This is a genomic window from Sphingobacterium alimentarium (assembly GCF_004342685.1).
Taxonomy (GTDB): Bacteria; Bacteroidota; Bacteroidia; order Sphingobacteriales; family Sphingobacteriaceae; genus Sphingobacterium; species Sphingobacterium alimentarium.
In genome coordinates this window covers 1-5,683 of sequence record NZ_SMBZ01000082.1, presented here as the reverse complement: position 1 = coordinate 5,683, position 5,683 = coordinate 1, and the positions used below count along the sequence as shown (strand labels likewise).

At 38.8% G+C, this 5,683-nt stretch carries 3 protein-coding genes and 3 pseudogenes; 2 read left to right on the top strand and 4 right to left on the bottom strand.

All coding sequences use genetic code 11. From position 1 onward, the window contains the following. The first annotated feature begins 175 nt into the window (after positions 1–175). Entirely contained in the window at positions 176–616 is a 441-nt protein-coding gene (locus EDC17_RS16415) for a KTSC domain-containing protein (protein ID WP_132779290.1), read from the top strand. Positions 617–688: 72 nt separating this feature from the next. Here EDC17_RS16415 and EDC17_RS16410 read toward each other — a convergent pair whose 3' ends face one another. From EDC17_RS16410 to EDC17_RS16400, 4 genes and pseudogenes are all read right to left on the bottom strand, one after another. Further along, positions 689–2,377, bottom strand: coding sequence for a GMC oxidoreductase (locus EDC17_RS16410; protein ID WP_132779288.1), 1,689 nt, complete (start codon positions 2,375–2,377; stop codon positions 689–691). Between the two features lie 85 nt (positions 2,378–2,462). Next, complete coding sequence (locus EDC17_RS16405) at positions 2,463–3,455, bottom strand: YihY/virulence factor BrkB family protein (RefSeq protein WP_132779286.1); 993 nt, start codon at positions 3,453–3,455, stop codon at positions 2,463–2,465. Between the two features lie 211 nt (positions 3,456–3,666). Continuing rightward, positions 3,667–4,229 (bottom strand): annotated as a pseudogene (locus EDC17_RS17385) (carbon starvation CstA family protein). Continuing rightward, positions 4,226–5,422, bottom strand: a pseudogene (locus tag EDC17_RS16400) (carbon starvation CstA family protein). The pseudogenes EDC17_RS17385 and EDC17_RS16400 overlap by 4 nt, the downstream one beginning before the upstream one ends. 166 nt (positions 5,423–5,588) lie before the next feature. On the opposite strand from EDC17_RS16400, the pseudogene EDC17_RS17735 reads away from it, so the two are divergent. Further along, positions 5,589–5,683, top strand: a pseudogene (locus EDC17_RS17735) (IS982 family transposase); the annotation flags it as partial.

The window sequence follows — 5,683 nt, the reverse complement described above, 5'->3', positions numbered from 1 at the left end:
AGGCTGGAAAGTGAGTAAGGTCGTAACGACTTACCCGTAACTAATCTGGTAATTTTTGTTTAGTATTTGGCCTACCTCCCCTGTAGGCCATTTTTTATTTCCCTTTTTCCAAAAAACAAACAATTTGTTATTCAATGGTATACACATTCCATATATAAACCCTACCTTTGCCCCCATGAAAAAAATAGCGGATTATAGAAAACTCTTGGATGTAGATAACAAAGTAGACTTAGGCACCTTAAAACTGCGTTATCGCCAAATAATGAAGGAATGTCACCCTGATCGATTTACCAATGATCCAGAAGGACTAAAATCTGCTGAAGAGAAAAGTAAAGAAATGATTGAAGCTTACCACTTCTTAGTGAGCATCTGCCCTGAAACTTTGGAAAAACAACTTCCAATCTATAAAAACACCATCGAAACATCAAGCATCGTAGACTTTGATTGGAAAGGACATATATTGAGCTTGGCTTTTGCGGACGGAAGTAAGTATGAGTATTTCAACGTGACTAAAAATGAATACATCAAATTAATTAATGCGGATTCGCCGGGACGTCACGCCAAACGTCATATTTATCCTAAATATTCTTACAGAAATGTTTTGAAAACAGCATAACGTTTCAAAACAATACACATAAAATAAAAGCTTCTGAATGATTTCAGAAGCTTTTTTTATGTTTTATCCTATTTAAATATTCCCCTTTTTCATTTCTTCCAATGCAAAGTTTACAGCTCGAGCTGTCAGTGCCATGAAAGTTAAGGAAGGGTTTTGGGTTCCCGTAGAGGTCATGGCTGCACCATCTGCCACAAATACATTGGCGCAATGATGCATTTGATTCCATTTATTCAATAATGAAGTCTTTGGGTCGTGCCCCATACGTACTCCTCCCATCTCGTGAATATCCAATCCCGGATTTTGGTTACTTCGATTGACATAGATATTTCTTACACCTGCAGCCTCAAGCATTTCGGATCCTTGGGTTAGAAAATCTTCCAGACTTTTATAATCATTGTCTTGATAGGAGATGTTTGTAATCAATTGTGGCAAACCATAAGGGTCCTTTTGGTCACTTAGCGCTACGTAGTTGGACTCTACAGGAATAGTCTCACCTTGCATCATCATTCCTACTCCCCAATTACCTAACTCTGTAAGATTATCCTTGAAATCACCACCTACTTGTGGTCCTTCACGCCATACTCCACGGCCCCGATATGCACCAAAGAAAGAAGCGTATCCTCGCAGGAAATCAGTCTCTTGACGGTGATTATTTCTAAAGTTTGGTATAATGGGCTGTGTCGGACGTTTACCGTAATAGTATTTATCTTCGTATCCCTCCACTGAACCACCTAAGGTTCCCATATAATTATGAAAGGCAATGAACTTTCCCAATAATCCACTGTCATTACCTAAGCCATTTGGAAATCGATTTGAAGTCGAATTGAGCAACAACATATTGCTGGCTAACGTCGAAGCATTTACAAATATGACACGTGCGAAATACTCTTCTGTCGTTTTTTGTAACCGATCAATGACGCGTACACCTATAGCCTTTCCTTTCTGTTCATCGTAAATGATGGATTCCACGATTTTGTCCGATTTAAGGGTCAAATTTCCTGTTTTGGCTGCCCATGGCAACGTGGATGAAGTAGAGGAATAATAGCCACCAAAAGGACAACCACGCTGACACAACACACGGTTTTGACATTTTGTACGACCTTGTGCAATATGTATAGGTTGAGGATCCGTGATATGTGCACATCTACCTTGAATAACCTGTCTATCCGGGTATTTAGACTGAATTTTATGCTTGATAGCCTTTTCGACGCTATTTAGCTCAAACCCTGGAAGGAATTCACCATCGGGCATATACTTATTCCCATCTTTATGTCCCGATACACCAATAAACTTCTCCACATAAGCATACCAAGGCGCAATATCCTTGTATCGTATTGGCCAATCTACAGCAAAGCCATCACGGGCGGGACCTTCGAAATCAAAATCCGACCAACGCTGCACCTGCCGTGCCCACAACAAAGATTTGCCGCCGACCGCGTCAGCCCTAATCCAGTCAAAGGGTTTATCCTGTATATAAGGTTGCTCTTTGTCATGAAGAAAAAAGTGTTGAGCGTCCTCTTTGAAAGCATAACATTTAGATGCGATAGGGTTGTCTGTTTTTAATTTTTGCGGTAACTGATTGGCATGTTCGAATTCCCAAGGATCCATATTGGTAGTTGGGTAATCCTTTATATGCGCTACATTTTTACCTCTCTCTAATACCAAGGTCTTTAGGCCGTTTTCACAAAACTCTTTGGCAGCCCAGCCGCCTGACATACCAGAACCTACTACAATAACATCAAAATGATTAGCTTTACTCATTTCTTCTCACACAAGATTTATACGGCCTAATGTATTAAAATATTTTAAGATATAAACCAGTTAACCTCTTGTGTATTGAAATTGACTAACTATCAGTTGTTCTATCAATAACCTTTTCTTCGGTCGTCAAAGGAGCGGAAGGAATTGTATCTACGTCGCGTTCAATTTCTTTGACTTCTACATGAACAGCAAATTCTGAGGGCTCAATCGGAATACCTTTGTAATCCGCATATTCCCGGGTAAATACAGCTCCTAGGTATAATATGGCAGCTGTATAATATACCCATAACAAGATAAGCACAATAGAACTAGCCGCACCATAAGTTGATTCTGTATCTGACATTTTGAGGTAAAAACCTATTAATAGTCGTCCAATAACAAATAATATAGTTGTAAAAACGGCTCCTGCACGAACGGTTTTCCATGATATTAGTACGTCAGGCAATACTTTAAAAATCACCGAGAATAAGAGAAAGATAACCCCAAATGTCAATAAAAAGTTAATCGCATCGAAGAGAAACACTGTAATATCCGGAAAATACAATTGCAGATTGTCGGTGAAAGCTAGAATTACCCCATTGACTACTAAGGTGACAACCAACAAAAATCCTAAACCAATCACTAGGGAGGAGGACAACAACCTATCTTGAATCAGCTTCAGCCAATTTTTCTTTGGCTTGGCCCGTACATGCCAAATACGGTTTATAGAATTTTGAATATCCCCAAATACCGTAGTAGCTCCAATTAAAAGTGTCACTCCACTAATAATCAAAGCAATACTACTCTTTCCGGAAAGTTCTAAATTCTTAATAATCGACTGGATCTGACTCGCAGCACTTGCCCCTACTAAACCATTTAATTCGCTAAATAATCGCCCTTTGACTGCCTCTTCGCCATAAAACAAACTGGCTAGAGATATCATCAAAACAAGTATAGGTCCTAAAGAAAAGACGGTGTAATAAGCTAATGAAGCACTATATTTAAGACTGTCTTCATTGAGAAAACCTTGAATAGTATTTTTTAGGATGGTAAATGCTCGTTTAAATAGACCTGGCTTCTGTGTAGATTCTTTGACCATAAATCGCGTTGTTTTTCCTAAATAAACATATTAAACCCCGAAAAGTTTACGCAAATTAAATATGTATCTATTCGTGGGACGCTTTATCTTTTCTTGGCATAGGATTTGTAAGAATACATGTACAAACGTAGATAACTTGACTCGTTTTTATTACAACATACTTCCAACCCACTAATATTCCACAAATATTAGTGGGTTTCCACTTTTTATACTATCTATCCACCAATTCTTTTACAGTTTCTCCAGAATAATCCACATGCTCAGATTTAAGTTTTAGCAGTTGTGACCACTTTCGAAATGCACCAATAAAAACGACGAGCATCAATACCATAGCAAGCACTGCTAGCGCAGCAAGAAGGTATTGAGCATTGGGGATGTAAATATCTCTAACCTGTAAATATCCTGCCCAAAAAGTAATGCATGCCATAAATACCCCCGGTAAGGCCGTGCATAGCGCATATTTACCTCTATTCATACGAATCAACATCGTAGTACAAACGATGAGGCCACAGGCCGCCAAGAGCTGATTACTGATTCCAAATAAAGGCCATATACTGCTGACATTTCCCGTAAACACGAGGTATCCCCATGCGAAAGTGAATAATCCACTACTAATGATTGCCAATTTTTATTTTTGAAAGAAGGTATCACCCCTCCCAACATCTCTTGTAAAAAGAAATGTCCTACACGTGTACCAGCGTCGATCGCAGTAAGGATAAACACAGCTTCGAACATGATAGCAAAATTGTACCAATAAGCTACAACATCATTCATAAAGGGGATCTTATCAAAAATATGCGCCATTCCGACTGCACAAGAAACTGCTCACCTGTACGTCCATGCAAGTCTATGCCAATCCGTTCGATAAAATTATCCAAATCCACGGTTCCTAAGTGCGGATTAGCAGCCAAAAAACTCTCATAAGCAGCTGAAGGCGTGTTAATAGCGAAATAGTCGCCCGGCATTAAGGTGCAAGCTGCAATCATTGCCATTAATGCTACAAAACCTTCCACCAACATGGCTCCATAACCTACAAAAAGGATATCACGCTCCTTTGACAACATCTTCGGTGTAGTACCAGTTGCAATCACCGCATGGAATCCTGAAATCGCCCCACAGGCAATTACAATAAAGATAAACGGCAACACAGGACCTCCAATAACTGGTCTACCTCCATTAATAAAATCCGTCAAAGCAGGCATCTGTATCGTCGGCTGAACAAATACAATTCCTATTGCCAACATTAATATGGTTCCTATTTTGAGATAAGTAGATAAATAATCACGAGGTACAAGTAATAATCACATCGGAACTACGGAAGCTAAAAATCCGTAAACGGAAATCGCAATAGATATCGTCTTAATATCCCAATGAAATAAGTTGGAAATATGCTCAAATTGCATGAGGCTATGCCCACCTATAATACCAACTATTAACAAAATACCGCCCAAGATGCTAGCAAATGCAACTGAATCTTTACGGTATCGCATTATTAGTCCCATAATAATAGCAATGGGCATAGTAATGATTACCGTAAATAAAGACCAAGATGCTTCGTGCATAGCACTAATACATGCTAAAGAAAGACCTGCCAAAGTTAATATGAGGATAAACAAGACCGCGATACCTGCAATAAATCCGGTAGTCTTTCCAATTTCCTTGGATGCAATTGAGGCGAGACTCTCCCCTTAATGACGCACCGAAGCAAACAATACAATCATATCATGAACTCCACCCGCTCATACACATCCGATTAAAATCCATAAAGCACCCGGTAAATACCCAAACTGAGCTGCCAGCACAGGGCCTACCAAAGGCCCTGCAGCGGCTATCGCTGCGAAATGATGCCCAAATAGCACATTTCTATTGGTGGAAATATAATCATGACCATCAGCAAATTCTACTGCAGGTGTTGTAAATTTATTGTTGAGGAGAAGAACTATGTTGGCCATAAACAAACCATAGATTCTATAAGCTATCGCAAATAATAATAGGGCTACGAAAATTAAAGTGATGGCATTAATACCATTTAAACCTGAATTCGATTATTAATTCTATTTAAAATTGCAATCATGGTGGTAAATGTTTATATTTAAGTGTCTGAAATTCAAATATTTAACAATATACCAGACTATGATTACATACGATAAAGTTACCGATATTTTCTGCATAGTTGATGAGTTTTGCAAGAACTTTGAAAAAAACACTAAAAACTTCATCATTGGGAA